Raw genomic sequence first — 16,998 nt, 5'->3', positions numbered from 1 at the left:
TCGGTCTAAGCTTGCCAAATAGAGAGCCCGTTACGGTCGATACTGTCGAGCAGTGACCTGAGCTCTGTCCCATCCGGGAGAGATAAATTCGGGGCAATTTCAAACAGCGGGTAGATAACAAATTCACGTACTTTCATGCCGTAATGAGGCACGGTTAAACGTTCGTTATCAATCACTTGATCGCCATAAAGCAGAATGTCGAGATCTAAGCTTCTTGGCCCCCAACGTTCTTCTTTGCGAACACGCCCTTGTTGTTGCTCGATAGCTTGGGTGTTATCGAGTAGCTCAAGAGGTGATAATTCTGTTTGTATTTCAGCGACGGCATTAATGTAGTCAGGCTGATCTTGTGGGCCCATCGGAGTACTGGAATACAACGACGAGCAAGCAATAAGCTTAATATGGGGATGATCACGCAACGCTTCAATAGCTCGCTTCGCTTGTTCTACTGGTTCGGCTAAATTACTGCCGATAGCAATGTAGGCAGTGATCATTCTTGAGCCTTTGGTTTGGCGCTTTTTTTCTTAGCTTGTGGACGTTTACGACGGCGACCAGTTGGTTTTGGTGCGCCTAAGGCTTGTACCATATTTTGACGATGAACCGATGGAGCATCTTGGAACTCTTGCCACCACAAGGCTAATTCTTCGGTTTCGCCTTGTTCGACTTTGCCGCGCATTTCCAGCATATCAAAGCCTGCGCGGAACTTATTAAGCTCTAGCATCTGGAAGGCGCGTTTACCGGTTCGACGAGTAAGACGTAGTTGTAACTGCCAGATATCACGAATGGTCGCGCTATGACGACGTGGGATCGCTAAGTGACGCACTTGTTTATCGAGAATATGATTGCTAGCCATCATAATTGCATCGTAATGGCTCATTTTTCGAACTTCGGCTAATTCTTTAGCGTGCTTTTGCAGCGGATACCATAAGAATGCAGCAAACATAAAGGCAGGGTTAATACGCTTGCCTTCATTGATGCGTTTATCCGTCGACTTTAACGCGATTTCGACCATTTTCTCGACATCAGAATCTTGCTCTGGCGTGAAGTATTGCGCCACAATAGGGAATAGGCTCGAAAATAAATCAAATTCACGCAGTAGCTGATAGGTAGCCCAACCTTGACCTGATTGCAGTAGTTTCAGTGACTCTTCAAATAAACGCGCAGCCGGCACACCAGTCATTAAATGAGCAAGCTCTTTGATTGGAGCCGCGGTGTTAGACTCAATCGTCATATCCAGTTTAGCGGCAAAGCGAATCGCGCGAATCATACGGACCGGATCTTCACGATAACGGGTTTCCGGATCGCCTATCATGCGGATCACACCAGCTTTTAGATCTTTCACGCCATTGGCATAATCATGAATGCTGTAATCGGCAATGTTGTAATACATGGCATTGATAGTGAAATCACGACGTTCGGCATCTTCTTCTACTGTGCCGTAGACATTATCGCGTAACAGCATGCCTTCTTTTGATTGGGCTGACTGATTCTGTTCTGGCTCTTGATGGTGACCACGGAAAGTGGCGACTTCAATAATTTCACGGCCAAACATGATGTGTGCCAAACGGAAGCGACGACCGATTAAACGGCAATTGCGAAACAGCTGTTTGATCTGCTCTGGGGTCGCATTGGTGGCAATATCAAAATCTTTTGGCTCTTTGTCTAGTAGTAGGTCGCGTACACCGCCACCGACAAGAAAAGCATCGTAGCCATGATTGTGTAATCGATAGAGCACTTTCAGCGCGTTGCCACTAATGTGAGCGCGCGAAATCGTATGCTCTTGGCGAGTGATAATGTTCAGGTTAACGTCTCCATTTGAGCAGTTCTGCGCTGAGCTCGATTGGTCGGGTTTTGTGTTGGTAAATAGTTTACGACACAAATTAGCAGCTTGAGTAAAAATAACCCACCTCAGTCGTGTTGGTAATGCTGCGATGACTAAATTCTACAGCGAGAACAAATATTCAAAGCAAAGCTAAAAATTTCGCCAATGATATCCTAGCTAGCCTCATTTTAGAATGGTGAATCGACCTTTAGCGAATTGGGCAGTTGAGCAAGTGTCCAATTTTGGCATCCCCATTGCAGTATTTGCTCTATGCTAGCGGACGCAAAGTCATTCGGGGTACTAAAACCAAGAAAGCGCATCACTTGAATTAAGGTGTGCTTAGGATTTTTGATATCCACTGCTGGCGCATGGTTTTGCTTGGATAATTTATTCCCTTGCGCATCCACCGCTAAAGGGAGATGAATATAGCTGACTTCGGGCTGTTGTAAGGTGCGATACAGGTTAATTTGTCGACCAGTTGGTTCGATTAAATCCGCGCCTCTGACGACTTGTGTGACCCCTTGGTCAATATCATCGAGTACCACTGCTAGGTTATAGGCAAATAATCCATCTCGGCGTTTGATAATAAAATCTTCTTGCGCTAATTGCAGCGGGATTTGAATGGTGCCGTGTTTGTCATCGTAAAATTGTTGAATGGCTTCATCGACTTTAAGACGAATAGAGCAGTTTTCTGGGCTTTGAATAGCTTGATCTCGACAGGTCCCTAGATAAAAACCACCGGATTGCTTAATTTGTTTACGAGTGCATTGGCAGTAATAGGCATGGCCTGATTGCAGCCAAGTTTCTATTTGCTCTTGGTAGCGCTGGTGGCGTTGGCTTTGATAAACCACGGATTGATCCCAGTGCAAACCATAACTTTCTAGAGTCGATAAAATTAAGCTTGCTGCGCCCGGCATTTCTCTTGGAGGATCGAGATCTTCCATTCGAACTAGCCATTGGCCATCTTGAGATTTCGCTTGAAAATAGCTGCCAAGTGCGGCAACCAGTGAGCCAAAGTGTAACGGCCCAGAAGGGGATGGGGCAAAGCGACCGATATAGGTAGACATTAAATAAATCTTACGTGCAAAAAAATCGCCCCTAAACCCTAGATCAGATACCGTGGTATAAAGGCGACTTTGATGGTGTTATTAACCTTGCATTTGCTTTTCTTTAAGCTCTGCTAGGGTTTTACAGTCGATACAAAGATCCGCTGTTGGTCTTGCTTCTAAACGACGAATGCCGATTTCAATGCCGCAAGACTCACAGAAACCAAAGTCATCGTCTTCGATTTTGATCAGTGTTTTTTCAATTTTCTTGATAAGACGACGCTCGCGGTCACGGTTACGTAACTCTAAGCTGAACTCTTCTTCTTGTGATGCACGGTCAACCGGATCTGGGAAGTTGGCTGCTTCGTCTTTCATGTGGCTCATAGTGCGGCTAACTTCTTCATGAAGTTGGTCACGCCATGCTTTTAAAATTTTTGTAAAGTGAGCCATCTGCTCAGGTGACATGTATTCTTCACCGGCTTTCTCTTGATATGGCTCAACACCCGCAATGGCTAGAATGCCTAGCGTTTTTTTCTTGTTAATTTCTGGCATACAGCGCTCCTACTTGCTCTTTTTAACCAATCGCTGGTTAACAAGGGCGGTACATATAGCAGAAAGAATCTTGCTTGGCAAACAAATAGATTGTTGAATGTGAATCTGAATAACAAGATTGTGCTTTTAACAAAGTCTAGTCAATAAATTCAATGGGTGACGCCAATTCTATTCGCTCGGGTGATAGTTGTGCTTTATAGCAAATCACCTCGACACCAGCCTCTTTTGCTTGCTTTAAAAGTTGTGAATAATTTGAGTCTATATGGTGGGCGCAGGACACTTTTTCAATGCCTGAATGCAAAACAGCGAAAAAAAGTACCGCTCTGTGACCTGACTCCACCATTTCGATTAACTCACGCAGGTGTTTTTGCCCACGGGTGGTCACTGCATCGGGAAAGAAGCCACGCCCCACGCCAAATTCATCTTGCAGTAACGTCACGCTTTTGACTTCGATATAGCAAGCTTTGTTGGCATGTGGCGGTTGCTGGTCGGTGTTGAAGTGAGGCTCCAGCAAAATATCAATGCGGCTGTTTTCACTACCGTATTTCACTTCGGTGCGAAGGTTTTGATAACCCACCAGTTCAGGGATTTTTTGTTGTTCAATCGCTTCGACCACTAAAGCATTGGCTTTGGCGGTATTAATGCAAATAGTGTCGCCTTGTGGTGTGACCGATAGTTCCCAACTATTGGGGTATTTGCGCTTGGGATTGTCCGATGTTGAGTACCACACTTGATTGCCTGGCTCGGCGCAACCGGTCATGGCTCCAGTATTAGCACAATGCATGGTTTTGATTTCACCATCTGGCAAGGTGACATCGGCAAGAAAGCGCTTATAACGTTTGATTAAAGTGGCAGATTGCAAAGGAGGAGAAAAAATCATGATGGTTTTCGATGGCCTTTATTTTGATGGCATTAAGCTTATTGGGTAGAATCAGCGTCAATTCATCATGACATAAGGATTTACCCTTGTCACAACTTCCCATCGTTTCAGTTATCGCGGACTTGCTGTCGACGTTGCGTAGCCATTCGCAAGTGATTCTGAAAGCAGCCCCCGGAGCCGGTAAATCGACCTATCTTCCTAAAGTACTACTGCAGTCTGGTGCGGATGATATTGGGCTACAAGGCAAGATCATCATGATGGAGCCGCGTCGTTTAGCGGCTCGAAATATTGCTCATTACTTAGCAAAGCAACTAGGTGAAAGCGTCGGTCAAACGGTGGGGTTTCGAGTTAAAGGTGAATCGAAAGTCAGTGCCAACACGCGTTTAGAAATCGTCACCGAAGGGGTGATGACTCGGATGATCCAAAACGATCCTGAACTTAACGGGGTTGGCTTGGTGATTTTTGATGAGTTTCACGAACGTAGTATTCATGCCGATACTGCGCTGGCTTTTTGTTTGGAAGCTCAGCAAGCATTACGTGACGATCTAAAGGTTTTATTGATGTCGGCAACCCTAGATCAGCAAGCGCTAAAAACCCTAATGCCTCAAGCGGGTTATATTGAATCTGAGGGACGAGGTTTTCCGATTGAATATCACTATGCTCCTTTAGCGGCCAATCAATACCTAGTGCCGCGACTTACTCAACTTATTCCTTTATGGCTAGCAAAAGAGACTGGCTCGATGTTGGTGTTTTTGCCCGGAGCACGGGAAATTCGTCAATTGGCCTCCAACCTCGAGGCTCTCGATTTATCAGAGTCAGGTCTATCAGAGCAAGGCATTGATATTTGTCCTTTGTACGGCCAACTCGATGCCAAGGGGCAACAATCGGCGATCGCGGCCAGTGAATCAGGGCGACGAAAAGTAGTGTTGGCAACCAATATTGCTGAGACCAGTTTAACCATTGAAGGCATTCGCATGGTGATGGATTCGGGGGTCGAGCGAGTGGCAAGATTTGACCCGAAAACCGGTATCACGCGGCTGGAACAAACCATGATCGCACAATCTTCGGCCGAGCAAAGGGCTGGACGAGCCGGACGACTCGAAGCGGGTGTTTGTATTCGTTTATACAGCCAAGAAAACCTTAAGCAGCAGCCGGTTGTGCCTCAAGCAGAAATTCTGCATAGTGATTTAACTAGCCTACAAATGGAGTTGCTGTTTTGGGGAGCCAATGCTGCCGATGAGCTGTCTTGGCTAGATCTTCCTCCACAGTCAAATCTGCAACAAGCTAAAGGGTTATTGAAGTCGCTGGGGTTATTGACCGCTCAAGAACAATTGACCGCTTATGGTCAACACAGTCAAAAGCTAGGAGTAGAGCCTCGCTTCGCGGCGATGTTGCTCAGAGCTAAAGATTTGGGCAATGACTATTACCATAGCGCACTAGCGACACTGGCTATGTTGGAAGAGCCGGAAAAGAACAGCCAAGATATCACTCAAGATTGGCATCGTTGGAGCCAAGGTAGCCATAATAAAGCTGCTGTTTTAGCGCGCCGTAGTCAGCAAGTCGGTAGAGCTTGTGGTGTGCCATTTGATATTAAGCGGGTGGATAGCCAGTTAATTGGCGGTTGTGTTGCGCTGGCTTTTCCTGATCGCATCGCTCAGAGTCGAGCAAATGGGCAAGGTCAATTTTTATTGGCCAATGGCCATGGCGCGACTATGGATGAGCGACATGGGTTGGCGAATTACTTTTTATCGAATAAGCCTCATCTTGAGAGTGATTTAATCGTGGCGATCGATTTAATGCGTTCTTCTCATTCGATGACCAGCCAGATCTTTCGCGCGGTGAGAGTCGCAAAGCAAGATATCGAGCGGATCTTTACTGAGCAAATAGAAAGTGTCGATCATGTTCAATGGCTAGAAGCAAGAGGCTGTGTCAGCGCCGAAAAGCAACGTCGATTAGGGGCTTTAGTCTTAGAAAAGCAAGCCATTAGCGATATCGACCCGTTACTTAAGCAAGCGGCAATTCTCGATTATATTCGTCGCAAAGGTTTATCGGTACTGCCTTGGGATAAATCCAGCTCTAACTTATTGAATCGAATTAGAAATGGCATTGAATGGATGCCAGAGCAAGATTGGCCAGCGATGAGTGATGACATTCTTTTAGCAAAACTCGAACAATGGCTTGAGCCTTACATGGTAGGAATAGATAGCGTTGCCAAAATAAAGCAAATACCGTTATCGCAAGCGTTATTGTCGTACCTAGGTTGGCCGCTTAATCAAGAAATTGATAACTGGTTACCCACGCATTACCGTTTGCCTACTGGTACTAACAAAGCCATTCGTTATCAAGCGGGTGCGGAGCCAGTACTCTCGGTTCGCATGCAAGAGGTGTTTGGTGAGTCGGATTCACCATTAATTGCTCAAGGACGCAAAAAGCTCGTGCTAGAATTGCTTTCTCCGGCGCAGCGGCCTTTGCAGATCACTCAAGACTTAGCGGGATTTTGGCAAGGGGCATACAAAGAAGTACAAAAAGAAATGAAAGGGCGTTATCCCAAACATGTTTGGCCGGATGACCCTGCTAATCATGTCGCCACGACTAAAACAAAACGACATTTTTCGTAAATTGAGATGGCTCGGCCATCATATCATGGATGTTGCACGTACTATACCTTGAGTATATGCGTCGCAAATAAAAAGGCAATACATTGAACACACCAAAGAAAACCACCACAACGCGCCGTAAACCTGCGGCAAAATCAACCGCTAAATCGACTCGTAAAGCAGGGCCTGCTCGAGGGCGAAAAACGCCGCCGAAGAAAAAAACATGGCTGCAAAAGCTATGGAGCATCGGCTGGAAATTAGGCTTAGTGTTTATCGCCTTTATGGTGGCTGCAGGGTTTTATTTAAATGGTGTGGTGACGCAACGTTTTACTGGGCAATTATTTGAACTGCCCACCGTGGTGTACGCCAGAGTGATGACACTTGAGCCAGGTAGCAGCCAGACGATCACTAAGGTACGTCAGGAGCTTGATGTACTGAATTACCGTAAAGTCGCCAATCCAATGCGTGAAGGGGAATACTCTGCCTCATCAACCAAAATTGAGTTATTCCGTCGTCCGTTTACCTTTGAAAATGGCCCGGAGCCTGCACGTCATGTGATGATGTATTTTGATAATAACGGCTTGAAGCGTATCCAATCATTAGAATCAAAAGCAGATTTAGGATTTTTACGCATTGAGCCGAAGATGCTCGGTATGCTAGAAGCAAAAAAGCAAGAAACCCGCTTATTCTTAAAACGTGAGCAATTTCCTGAAGCTATGGTAGCGGCGTTACTTTCAACCGAAGACCGTGATTTTTACCAGCATGGTGGAGTCGCCCCATTAGCGATTGCTCGCGCTTTTGTGGTTAACTTAAAAGCAGGGCGTGCGGTGCAAGGTGGGAGTACTCTAACCCAGCAATTGGCGAAAAACTTATTCTTAAGTAGCGAGAAGACTTTATGGCGTAAGTTTAAAGAAGCTTATATCGCGGTGATTTTAGATTATCGTTTTAGCAAAGATAAAATTTTAGAAGCTTACTTAAATGAAGTGTACCTAGGTCAAAATGGCGGGGAAGCGATCCACGGTTTTGCCTTGGCCTCGCGTTATTATTTTGGTCAGCCATTGCAAGAGTTACGTATCGATCAATTGGCAATGCTGGTGGGTATGGTGAAAGGGCCATCTTATTACAATCCAATTCGCCACCCTGAACGTACTCAAGAACGTCGAGACTTAGTGCTTGAGTTGATGATGACGCAAAATATCTTAACCGCGTCACAGTACAACCAGGCGGTCAGTCGCGATCTTGATTTACAAAACAATCCACACCTAGGCAAACGTCAACCTGCTTATTTTGAGCAATTACAACGCGAGCTAAAAGATAAGGTCGGCGATAAATTTAAAGCCGATACTGGGTTACGTTTGTTCACGACGCTAGATCCGGTTTCACAAACCTACCTTGAACAAGCGGTGACTAAGACGCTGCCACAATTGGAGCAACGTTCTGGTAAAGGCTTACAAACTGCGGTAGTTGCCGTTGATCGCCAAACTGGTGAAATTCGCGCCATGATCGGTGGGCGTAATAGTGGCTTTGATGGCTTTAACCGTGCTTTAAGCGCTAGCCGTCAGATAGGCTCACTTGTCAAACCTTCAGTGTATTTAACCGCGTTAGAGCAACCAGAAAAATACAACCTAGGTACTACAATTGCTGATAAGCCGATCACCTTAACCAATAAGCAAGGTAAGACTTGGTCGCCGAAAAACTATGATCGTAAATTCCGTGGTGAAGTACCTTTGTATCAAGCAATGGCGCGCTCTCTTAACGTTCCAACCGTGAATCTTGGTATGCAATTAGGCATTCCAGCGGTGATGGAAACGTTGACTAAGCTCGGTATTGATAAGCAAGAAATTCGTCCTGTTCCTTCGATGTTTTTAGGTTCATTTACATTGACGCCATATCAAGTGTCACAAATGTTCCAGACAATCACCAATTCAGGTAAACGAGCGCCATTAACCGCATTAAGAACCGTAATGGATGTGGATGGTAATGTGTTATACGAAAGCATACCGAGAGCATCGCAGCAGGTACCTCAACAAGCGGCGTGGTTGACGACTTATATTATGAAAAAGGTTGTCAGTGAAGGCACAAGCCGTTCTTTACAAGGGCAGTATGGTTGGGCAACTCTCGCGGCGAAAACTGGTACCAGTAATGATAGCCGTGATAGTTGGTTTGTCGGAGTCGATGGTCGTGAAGTGGTCACGATTTGGACCGGACGTGATGACAATAAACCGACCAAATTAACCGGCGCCAGTGGTTCACTAAAAACGTATGCCAATTATTTAGCTCAGCGCGCACCAGAGCGTTTAACCTTGCCGTGGCCTAGTAAAATTGTCACCACTCATTTTGAGCAAACTCAGGCTGGTGGCTATCAAGCGGATTGCGGTGGTGATATTGAATTACCGCAGTGGGATGTGAACGGTGACCTCAAAGATCAATGTAAAAATAACCCAAGTCGTTGGCTAAAATCGTTATTTGATTTTTAATCACGGTATTTTCAATGCGTTGTGGGTAAGATAGTGGAAAGAGCTATTCAATATTAATAAGGATATGTTGTTGAAAGTCATGCGTTTGTTATTTGGGGTTGTCACGCTCCCATTAGTGTGTTGGTCGGTTAATGCCCAGCAAGTAATGCCAGATGGCTCAACCCGACCCACCATTGCGGTAGTGTTGGCGGGTGGTGGGGCAAAAGGCGCAGCCCATATTGGGGTTCTGCAAGCGCTAGAAGAAATGCATATTCCGGTCGATATTGTCACAGGCACCAGTATGGGATCTTATGTTGGCGGTTTATATGCACTAGGGATGAGTGCAGAGGAAATTCAAAAAACCTTACAAAGTATCGATTGGAATACTGGTTATAACGATCGGGTGGGTCGCAGTGAACGTCGAGTGCGTGATAAAGAGTATGACGATCGCTACCAACTGCATACCGATTTAGGGTTACGTTGGCTGGAAGTGAAAGTGCCGAAAGGGGTGGTGCAAGGGCAGAATATGCTGCAAATTTTGCGTCAGAGCACCGGAAGTTTACCTACGTTTGAATCTTTTGATGATCTGCCTGTTCATTATCGCGCGGTTGCCACCGATATAGTCAATCTTGAGCCTGTAGTGCTTGAAGATGGTGAAATTGTTGATGCCATGATGGCGAGTATGTCGGTACCGGGAGCGCTTCCGCCTTATCCATATAAAGGTATGCTGCTGGTGGATGGCGGGGTGACCAATAATATGCCGGTTGATCTTGCTCGCTCAATGGGGGCGGATATCATTATTGCCGTTGATATTAGTACCGACTATAAAACCGAGGAGCAATTAAGTACCTTTTTGAGTGTTGGTGACCAGCTATCTAACTACTTAGTTCGCCGTAGTACTCAAGATCAAACCCTACTATTAACCCCTAATGATGTATTGCTCAAACCCGCGGTTGGCAAGATGAGTACGACGGATTTCTCACAAATGCCAGAAGCCTATGGTCTAGGCTATGAAGCAGCAATTACACAACAAAACACCTTAAGTCGCTACTCTATCAACCCTAAAAATTACGCAGCTTATCAAGTTAAAAAACAGCAAAAACGCAGCGCTTTTAAGAGTGGCGCTGAACTTGAAGTTAAGCAAATCAATATTGAAAACAAAAGCCATTACAATGAGAAATTGCTGCTTAACCGATTAAATATTAAAAGTGGTGAAGAGTATACCAGCGAAGAGATTGAGCAAAAGGTGCGAGACCTCTATGCGTTGGATCGCTTTGAGCGAGTGTCTTATGACTACCAGGATAATGGTGATGGCACCACTGACCTAAATATTCAAGTAAACGAAAAAGAGTGGGGCCCCAACTACCTCGATTTTCGCTTCTTTATGGAAGATAACTTTAAGAATTCGAGTAAATACTCAATAGGGTTAACCAGTAACTTCACCGATTTAGGTGACACTGGCGCAGAGCTGCGTAGTAACCTTGAAATTGGCACCGATAAGTTATTTGGTCTCGAGCTGTATGTTCCATTGTCTTATAACCAAAATTATTTCCTGGTGACCTCTGCGACTTACAGTGATGAAAAGTCGAACTTTTTTATTCCTGTAAATGTCTCGAATACTCAAGCAGTCGATACGGAAAGTCATTTATCGGATACCGACAATGCGTTACCGGTTGATTATGTGAAACTGGTTGGTGATTTGGCGATAGGGTACCAACCGACTTTATGGCAAGAGTTGCGATTAGGGATCCGCTATACCGATGGTAATACTAGCGTAACAGGACTGCCTTTGTTTGGGGAGAGTAACTACACACGTCAAGGCGTTTATGCTCGTTATCGTTTAGATACCCTTGATGATTTTAGCTTCCCAACTCAAGGTTATTATGCCGATGCTGAGTATTTATATTCATTCGATGAGTATGATGACGCACAAGATGATCAAGTAACCGAAATTAGTACTACCTTAATGATCGCTAAAAGCTACCACAAACATTCGTTGGTTGGCCGCTTTGATTATGGTGTGGTAGATAGCGATAACACCGATCTTCCGGTCGATCCTAAAGAGCTCGGCGGTTTCTTAAACTTATCTGGTATTCCTCGTGATAGCTTGCTTGGACGAAACAAAGCCTACACTAGCTTAGTTTATCGCTATAAATGGTTTGATAATGACTTCGGCCTGTTTAAATCGCCGGTTTATCTTGGCGGCTCTGTTGAATATGGTGGGGTGTGGAATAATGCGGATGAAAAATGGGATACCGACTCTATGTATCTCGCTGGCTCAGTGTTTACCGGTGTTGATTCTCCCATCGGGCCGATTATTCTGTCTTATGGGCATACCGAAGAAGGTTATCAATCCGTGTACTTAATTGTCGGATCAACCTTTTAATTGACCTTGGTTGTCCGATTTAGGCGTATCATTAGAATAGAAAGAAGGATTTGGCCAAGTTTTTTCAGCAACTTTAGTTCCAGTTTGCTAGCTTGGTCAAACTCGCAAGATTTTAATTTTTGGTTAAATTTGTTATTCTCCAACTAACACTTTGGCTCCGACCGTATTCGATTATTAAGAATCAGCCATAATACTAATTCATAATAAAACATGGGCGGGAAGCCAAATTTCCAAGGATGTTTACCCTTTATCACAAATATAAGGGTCGACCGCAATGAGAGGAATGAGTCGTGCTTGAAGCCTACCGTAAACACGTCGAAGAGCGTGCCGCTGAAGGAATTGTCCCAAAACCTTTAGACGCAGAGCAGGTCGCTGCTTTGGTAGAACTACTGAAAACCCCACCTCAAGATGAAGAAGAGTTTATTCTTGATCTATTTGTTAACCGTATCCCACCTGGCGTTGATGAAGCCGCTTATGTTAAAGCTGGTTTTCTTACCGCTGTCGCGAAAGGCGAAGCTGAATCTCCATTAATTTCTCGTGAAAAAGCCGCTGAATTGCTAGGTACTATGCAAGGTGGCTATAACATCGAGCCATTAGTGAGCTTTTTAGATGATGAACTACTGGCGCCGATTGCGGTAACCGCACTTAAGCAAACATTACTGATGTTTGATGCTTTCCACGATGTGGAAGAAAAATCCAAAGCAGGTAATGAATCTGCGAAAGAAGTGATGCAATCATGGGCTGATGCTGAATGGTTCCTAAACAAACCTAAACTTGAAGATAAAGTAACCTTAACTGTCTTTAAAGTAACTGGTGAAACCAACACTGATGATCTATCTCCGGCACCGGATGCATGGTCTCGTCCTGATATTCCACTTCATGCTTTAGCAATGCTAAAAAATGAACGTGAAGGTATTAACCCGGATGATGCGGGTAATGTTGGTCCAATTAAACAAATTCAAGAACTAGAAGAAAAAGGTCATCCATTGGTTTATGTGGGTGATGTTGTTGGTACTGGTTCTTCTCGTAAATCAGCGACTAACTCAGTACTTTGGTTTATGGGACACGATATCCCATACGTGCCAAATAAGCGCGCGGGTGGTTTCTGTCTCGGTGGTAAAATTGCGCCTATCTTCTTTAATACAATGGAAGATGCTGGAGCATTACCTATCGAGCTTGATGTTTCTAAAATGAACATGGGTGATGTGATTGATATTTATCCTCACGAAGGAAAAGTATGCAAGCACGGCACTGATGAAGTGATTTCTACCTTTAAGCTAAAAACTGACGTACTTTACGATGAAGTTCGTGCTGGTGGTCGTATTCCATTGATCATCGGTCGTGGTCTAACCGATCGCGCTCGTACTTCTTTGGGGCTTGAGCCTTCTGAAGTATTCCGTCGTCCTGTACCAGTTGCTGAATCTGACAAAGGCTTTACCCTTGCTCAGAAAATGGTGGGTAAAGCATGTGGCGTTACAGGCGTTCGTCCTGGCACTTACTGTGAACCGAAAATGACCACAGTAGGTTCGCAAGATACTACTGGCCCAATGACGCGTGATGAGCTTAAAGATCTAGCATGTCTAGGCTTCTCTGCCGATCTCGTTATGCAGTCTTTCTGTCATACCTCTGCTTATCCAAAACCAGTTGATGTGAATACGCACCATACGCTACCGGATTTCATTATGAACCGTGGCGGTGTATCACTTCGTCCGGGTGACGGTATCATTCACTCATGGTTAAACCGTATGCTTCTACCAGATACCGTTGGTACTGGTGGTGACTCACATACTCGTTTCCCACTTGGTATTTCATTCCCAGCAGGTTCTGGCTTGGTTGCCTTTGCGGCTGCTACTGGTGTGATGCCACTGGATATGCCTGAGTCTGTTTTAGTGCGCTTTAAAGGCGAAATGAAACCGGGTATTACACTGCGTGATCTAGTTCATGCGATTCCTTACTACGGTATCCAGCAAGGTCTACTAACGGTTGAGAAAGCCGGTAAGATCAATGAATTCTCTGGTCGCGTACTAGAAATTGAAGGCCTTGAGCACCTAACGGTTGAGCAAGCATTTGAGCTTTCTGATGCGTCAGCGGAACGTTCTGCTGCAGGTTGTACAGTGAAACTTTCAGAAGAATCGATTACTGAATATCTCAACTCAAACATCGTGATGCTGAAGTGGATGATCTCTGAAGGTTATGGTGATGTTCGTACGATTGAGCGTCGTATCAAAGCAATGGAAGAGTGGTTAGCCAAACCTGAGCTAATGAACGCCGATAAAGACGCGGAATACGCTCATGTGGTTGAGATTGATCTGGCTGAGATTGATCAACCAATTCTTTGTGCGCCAAACGATCCTGATGATGCTCGCCTACTTTCTGATGTTCAAGGTACTGAAATTGATGAAGTATTCATCGGTTCTTGTATGACCAACATTGGTCACTTCCGCGCAGCTGGTAAGTTACTAGAGAAACATAAAGGTGAGCTTGATACTCGTCTGTGGATTGCTCCGCCAACGAAGATGGATAAAGATCAGTTAACGGAAGAAGGTTACTACGGTATCTTTGGTCGTGCTGGGGTTCGTATTGAAACTCCGGGCTGTTCATTATGTATGGGTAACCAAGCGCGAGTTGCTGAGAAATCAACAGTAATGTCGACTTCAACACGTAACTTCCCGAACCGCTTAGGTAATGGTGCGAATGTATTCTTAGCGTCTGCTGAATTATCTGCAGTCGGTGCCATCCTTGGTCGTATCCCGACCAAAGAAGAGTACTTAAGCTATGCAGAGCAAATTAATGCGACAGCAGCCGATACATACCGCTATCTAAACTTCCATAAGATGAAGCATTATACAGATAAAGCCGATACGGTTATTTTCCAAGAGCCAGCATAACGTTCTTGAGTTATTGTGAGTCTGATAAAACCGCTGATAATGAGTCAGCGGTTTTTTTCGTTTAGAGAGAAAGAGCTCTTGACCCCCTTTGCTAGTGTCGCTACTCGCCAAGTCGCATTTCCAATCATTACCAAGTAAACTCTCAATATCCTCCCTAAAAAGAAAAAGTGCTCCGTTATGGACTTTGAATTTAAGAAAAATACCTTAGATGGTAGTTATCGTGTGGTGTTCTCTTCAGGACATGAAGCCATTGGCCATTGGTTAATTGAAGAAATTGGTACTGATACCGCTAAGCTTGATCGCATTTTGCAACAAATTGGTGCGCAGAGAAATATTAACCAAGAATGGCGCTTATTAGGACAAGATTGGAGTTTGTTTCTTGAGCAGAATGAAGTGCACATTTCTTCTAACCATTTGTTAAGTCATGAAGCTTCCACTTATGAAGAAGAGCGAGAGGATGATCTTTCTGCTTATGATGAAGAAAGTGAATCATGGTGCGGTATTGAAGATTTTGAGCAAGTTTTGCATTCTTGGCGTGCATTTGTCGCCTAACCTTTCTTTTCCTCCCTCCTTGCTATTTTGTTGTGAATCATGCGCACTGTTATGGTGCGCGCAATTTCCCCTACAATTCCCTTTTGTTACTCATTTCTTTTAAATCAACAGCTTAAAAAGTTGGCACGCAACTTGAAAGCATTGTAAATGTTAAAGGAATGCATCATGACGAGGGAATGTAATGAAATTAATTAGTGCAATAATCAAACCGTTTAAATTAGACGATGTCCGTGAAGCGTTAGCTGATGTAGGCATTGAAGGTATGACTGTTTCTGAAGTGAAAGGCTTTGGACGTCAAAAGGGCCATACAGAGTTGTATCGTGGCGCGGAATATCAAGTAGATTTCTTACCGAAAGTGAAAGTAGAAATCGCCACCCAAAGTGACAATGTGGATCGTGTGATTGAAGCGATTATGAAAGCCGCGCAAACCGGTAAAATCGGCGATGGTAAAATTTTCGTCTTTGACCTGCAGCAAGCGGTTCGTATTCGTACTGGCGAAATGGACGACGAAGCACTTTAAAGAATAAAAGGGACGGAGAATTAAGATATGGAAATTGTAGAAATCAAATACGCGTTAGATACGTTTTTCTTACTGATATCTGGTGCACTAGTAATGTGGATGGCTGCGGGTTTTGCCATGTTAGAAGCGGGCTTAGTTCGTTCAAAAAATACCACAGAAATTTTAACTAAAAACTTTGTACTGTTCGGTATTGCTTGCACCATGTTCTTATTGGTCGGCTATAACATCATGTACGTTGGTAATGCAGAAGGTGGGGTTTTCCCATCGTTTGGCGGCCTGATTGGTTCTCAAGGTGAAGGTGCTTCACACTCTTTAGAATCAGACTTTTTCTTCCAAGTAGTATTTGTCGCGACAGCAATGTCAGTGGTATCTGGTGCGGTAGCGGAACGTATGAAACTGTCTACTTTCTTGATCTTTAGTGTGGTATTAACTGGCTTTATCTACCCAATTGAAGGTTACTGGACTTGGGGCGGTGGTTTCTTATCTGCTGCTGGTTTCAGTGATTTCGCAGGCTCAGGTATTGTTCACATGGCGGGTGCTGCAGCGGCATTAGCGGGTGTGTTACTACTTGGTGCACGTAAAGGTAAATACGGAAAGAATGGTGAAGTTCACCCAATTCAAGGTTCAAACATGCCATTAGCCACTTTAGGTACATTTATCCTTTGGTTTGGTTGGTTTGGTTTTAATGGTGGCTCTCAGCTAGCGTTATCTTCAGCGGCGGATGCAACTGCAATTGGTCAAGTTTACTTAAATACCAATGCGGCTGCGGCGGCTGGTGCAGTGGCAGCTCTAATTACGGTGAAACTGATTTGGGGCAAAGCTGATCTTACTATGATCCTTAATGGTGCATTGGCTGGTCTAGTTGCCATTACGGCAGACCCTGCATCACCATCACCAGTAATGTCACTTGTGATTGGTGCACTTGCCGGTGTGTTAGTTATCTTTAGTATCTTATTCCTAGATAAAGTGAAGATTGATGATCCAGTGGGTGCCATCTCAGTGCACGGTGTGTGTGGTGTCTTCGGTCTACTAATGGTTCCATTTAGTAACTCTGATGCAACCTTTGGCGCGCAAATTTACGGTGCGGTAGTTATCTTTGCATGGGTATTTGGTGCTAGCTTAGTGGTTTGGGGAATCCTAAAAGCAACCATGGGTATCCGAGTAACGGAAGAAGAAGAAATGGATGGTGTTGATATGCACGATTGTGGTGTTGCAGCTTATCCAGAGTTTACGTCAAGTAAATAACCTATCGTTCTGTTTTAACTACATCGTTATACTTTGTTACAAAGCCCTGCTCATTTG

Annotated in this window: 12 protein-coding genes; 7 read left to right on the top strand and 5 right to left on the bottom strand. The window is 44.6% G+C overall.

Features of this window, described 5'->3' with window-relative positions; all coding sequences use genetic code 11:
* Nucleotides 1-5: 5 nt before the first annotated feature.
* The 5 genes from folK to sfsA form a co-directional block, all read right to left on the bottom strand.
* Nucleotides 6-491 (bottom strand): 2-amino-4-hydroxy-6-hydroxymethyldihydropteridine diphosphokinase, encoded by a 486-nt coding sequence (gene folK / locus K358_RS0107850; protein ID WP_027696310.1) that lies wholly within the window; start codon nucleotides 489-491, stop codon nucleotides 6-8.
* Entirely contained in the window at nucleotides 488-1,876 is a 1,389-nt protein-coding gene (gene pcnB / locus K358_RS0107845) for a polynucleotide adenylyltransferase PcnB (RefSeq protein WP_027696309.1), read from the bottom strand. The genes folK and pcnB overlap by 4 nt, the downstream gene beginning before the upstream one ends.
* A gap of 131 nt (nucleotides 1,877-2,007) precedes the next feature.
* On the bottom strand, nucleotides 2,008-2,886 hold the full coding sequence (gene gluQRS / locus K358_RS0107840; RefSeq protein ID WP_027696308.1) for a tRNA glutamyl-Q(34) synthetase GluQRS: 879 nt from the start codon (nucleotides 2,884-2,886) through the stop codon (nucleotides 2,008-2,010).
* 81 nt (nucleotides 2,887-2,967) lie between these two features.
* On the bottom strand, nucleotides 2,968-3,417 hold the full coding sequence (dksA, locus tag K358_RS0107835; protein WP_027696307.1) for an RNA polymerase-binding protein DksA: 450 nt from the start codon (nucleotides 3,415-3,417) through the stop codon (nucleotides 2,968-2,970).
* A 136-nt stretch (nucleotides 3,418-3,553) separates the two neighbouring features.
* A complete protein-coding gene (gene sfsA / locus K358_RS0107830; RefSeq protein WP_027696306.1) occupies nucleotides 3,554-4,297 on the bottom strand; it encodes a DNA/RNA nuclease SfsA in 744 nt (247 codons plus the stop codon).
* Between the two features lie 86 nt (nucleotides 4,298-4,383).
* On the opposite strand from sfsA, the gene hrpB reads away from it, so the two are divergent.
* The 7 genes from hrpB (at nucleotide 4,384) to K358_RS0107795 (ending at nucleotide 16,941) form a co-directional block, all read left to right on the top strand.
* Nucleotides 4,384-6,915 carry an ATP-dependent helicase HrpB gene (gene hrpB / locus K358_RS0107825; protein WP_027696305.1) on the top strand — a complete coding sequence of 844 codons (2,532 nt, stop codon included), beginning with the start codon at nucleotides 4,384-4,386 and terminating at the stop codon, nucleotides 6,913-6,915.
* 83 nt (nucleotides 6,916-6,998) lie between these two features.
* Nucleotides 6,999-9,371 carry a penicillin-binding protein 1B gene (gene mrcB / locus K358_RS0107820; RefSeq protein ID WP_027696304.1) on the top strand — a complete coding sequence of 791 codons (2,373 nt, stop codon included), beginning with the start codon at nucleotides 6,999-7,001 and terminating at the stop codon, nucleotides 9,369-9,371.
* A 79-nt stretch (nucleotides 9,372-9,450) separates the two neighbouring features.
* Nucleotides 9,451-11,736 (top strand): patatin-like phospholipase family protein, encoded by a 2,286-nt coding sequence (locus K358_RS0107815; protein ID WP_244875240.1) that lies wholly within the window; start codon nucleotides 9,451-9,453, stop codon nucleotides 11,734-11,736.
* Nucleotides 11,737-12,026: 290 nt separating this feature from the next.
* Nucleotides 12,027-14,624, top strand: a complete 2,598-nt coding sequence (acnB, locus tag K358_RS0107810) for a bifunctional aconitate hydratase 2/2-methylisocitrate dehydratase (protein ID WP_027696302.1) — start codon at nucleotides 12,027-12,029, stop codon at nucleotides 14,622-14,624.
* Between the two features lie 177 nt (nucleotides 14,625-14,801).
* A complete protein-coding gene (locus K358_RS0107805; protein WP_027696301.1) occupies nucleotides 14,802-15,176 on the top strand; it encodes a YacL family protein in 375 nt (124 codons plus the stop codon).
* Nucleotides 15,177-15,357: 181 nt separating this feature from the next.
* On the top strand, nucleotides 15,358-15,696 hold the full coding sequence (glnK, locus tag K358_RS0107800; RefSeq protein WP_027696300.1) for a P-II family nitrogen regulator: 339 nt from the start codon (nucleotides 15,358-15,360) through the stop codon (nucleotides 15,694-15,696).
* Between the two features lie 27 nt (nucleotides 15,697-15,723).
* Nucleotides 15,724-16,941: an ammonium transporter gene (locus tag K358_RS0107795; RefSeq protein ID WP_027696299.1), complete on the top strand. Its 1,218-nt coding sequence runs from the start codon at nucleotides 15,724-15,726 to the stop codon at nucleotides 16,939-16,941.
* Nucleotides 16,942-16,998 lie beyond the last annotated feature (57 nt).

The sequence above is a fragment of the Vibrio litoralis DSM 17657 genome (genome assembly GCF_000426765.1).
In the GTDB taxonomy this organism is placed as follows: Bacteria; Pseudomonadota; Gammaproteobacteria; order Enterobacterales; family Vibrionaceae; genus Vibrio; species Vibrio litoralis.
This window is presented reverse-complemented; position numbering and strand designations above follow the sequence as displayed.

Excerpts from the sequence above, each read along its gene's own strand:
- K358_RS0107805 (WP_027696301.1), top strand. The coding sequence starts at position 14,802 with ATGGACTTTGAATTTAAGAAAAATACCTTAGATGGTAGTTATCGTGTG.
- folK (WP_027696310.1), bottom strand. The coding sequence starts at position 491 with ATGATCACTGCCTACATTGCTATCGGCAGTAATTTAGCCGAACCAGTA.
- gluQRS (WP_027696308.1), bottom strand. The coding sequence starts at position 2,886 with ATGTCTACCTATATCGGTCGCTTTGCCCCATCCCCTTCTGGGCCGTTA.
- dksA (WP_027696307.1), bottom strand. The coding sequence starts at position 3,417 with ATGCCAGAAATTAACAAGAAAAAAACGCTAGGCATTCTAGCCATTGCG.
- glnK (WP_027696300.1), top strand. The coding sequence starts at position 15,358 with ATGAAATTAATTAGTGCAATAATCAAACCGTTTAAATTAGACGATGTC.
- K358_RS0107795 (WP_027696299.1), top strand. The coding sequence starts at position 15,724 with ATGGAAATTGTAGAAATCAAATACGCGTTAGATACGTTTTTCTTACTG.
- sfsA (WP_027696306.1), bottom strand. The coding sequence starts at position 4,297 with ATGATTTTTTCTCCTCCTTTGCAATCTGCCACTTTAATCAAACGTTAT.
- K358_RS0107815 (WP_244875240.1), top strand. The coding sequence starts at position 9,451 with ATGCGTTTGTTATTTGGGGTTGTCACGCTCCCATTAGTGTGTTGGTCG.